Annotated in this window: 2 protein-coding genes; one reads left to right on the top strand and one right to left on the bottom strand. The window is 63.8% G+C overall.

Going from position 1 to position 1,203, the window contains the following annotated elements; translation table 11 throughout:
* The first annotated feature begins 105 nt into the window (after window positions 1-105).
* The gene (thpR, locus tag PKA57_RS14905; RefSeq protein WP_324301947.1) at window positions 106-645 is read left to right on the top strand and encodes an RNA 2',3'-cyclic phosphodiesterase; all 540 of its coding nucleotides are present in this window, start codon (window positions 106-108) and stop codon (window positions 643-645) included.
* Here the strand turns inward: thpR and PKA57_RS14900 are convergent, their stop codons facing one another.
* Complete coding sequence (locus PKA57_RS14900) at window positions 646-1,089, bottom strand: metallopeptidase family protein (RefSeq protein ID WP_324301946.1); 444 nt, start codon at window positions 1,087-1,089, stop codon at window positions 646-648.
* Window positions 1,090-1,203: the final 114 nt, after the last annotated feature.

The raw sequence follows: 1,203 nt of genomic DNA, 5'->3' as shown, positions 1-1,203 counted from the left end.
GAAGGACGTGAACGAGGCTCACGCCGCCCAGCCCAATCCCTGTCCCTGAAACCGGAATGCCGTGCCTGGACCCCGTCCGGGCACGGCGCTTGCGATTGCAGAACCATGATCCGTCTGTTCACCGCCCTTGAAATTCCCGGCGAGATCGCCGGGCGCCTGACGCGCCTTCAGCGCGGGATCGAGGGCGCGCGCTGGATCGAACCGTCCGATTTCCACATCACCCTGCGCTTCATCGGCGATGTGCCCGAGGACGTCGCGAACGATGTCGACGAGGCGCTTCAGGAAATCAGCTTTGATCCCTTCGAGATTGAGGTCGAGGGCGTGGGCGAGTTCGGCGGCAAGAAACCCCATGCGCTCTGGGCGGGCGTGCGGCCGAGCGAGCCTCTGACCCGCCTGCAGGCGCGGCAGGAAAGCGCGATGCGCCGCGTCGGCCTCAAGCCGGAGACGCGGAACTTCACGCCGCATGTGACGCTGGCGCGGCTCAAGGGCATTGAGCCGCCGGAGGTCTATCGCTTCATCGAGGCGAACAATCTCTTCGCCACGCCGCGTTTCGAGGTGAGCCGCTTCGTCCTCTTCTCGGCACGGACGAGCACCGGCGGCGGGCCATATGTGCCCGAGCGCACATATCCACCCGAAGCGGAGTGATCAGGCGCCTGCTCTCGCCTCGATCGCATGCATGTCTTCGTCCGACAGGCCGAAATGATGGCCGATCTCGTGGATGAGAACATGCGTGACGAGATGGCCGAGCGTCTCGTCGAATTCGGCCCAGTAGTCGAGCATCGGCCGGCGATAGAGGAACACCATGTCCGGCAGATGCGTGACCGCGTCGGTGAGCTGATAAGGCTGGCCGAGGCCATGATAGAGGCCAAGGAGATCGAAGGGGCTCTCGAGCCCCATATCGTCGAGCACCTCTTCGCTCGGGAAATCTTCCACCCGAATGACGAGCCCCTCGCAGCGCCTGCGGAAGTCTTCGGGCAATCTTGCGAACGCCTCGTCCGCCAGCCGCTCGAAATCGGCAAGCGACGGTGCCCTCCTCTCGCGCCAGTCCATTTCCTTCTCCTTGCCGCCGTATGCTTCGTTGCGCGGCATCCTATCTCAAAACCGGATAGACTTCCGCCCGTCGCGCTGTCCCGATGCCGGGCGCGCGTTTCATTCATCCCATGATCGCCCGGAGGCCTTCAATGATCGAAAGACTGACAGATG

Origin of the sequence: Parvibaculum sp. (assembly GCF_035325945.1) — a bacterium.
Taxonomy (GTDB): Bacteria; Pseudomonadota; Alphaproteobacteria; order Parvibaculales; family Parvibaculaceae; genus Parvibaculum.
This window is presented reverse-complemented; position numbering and strand designations above follow the sequence as displayed.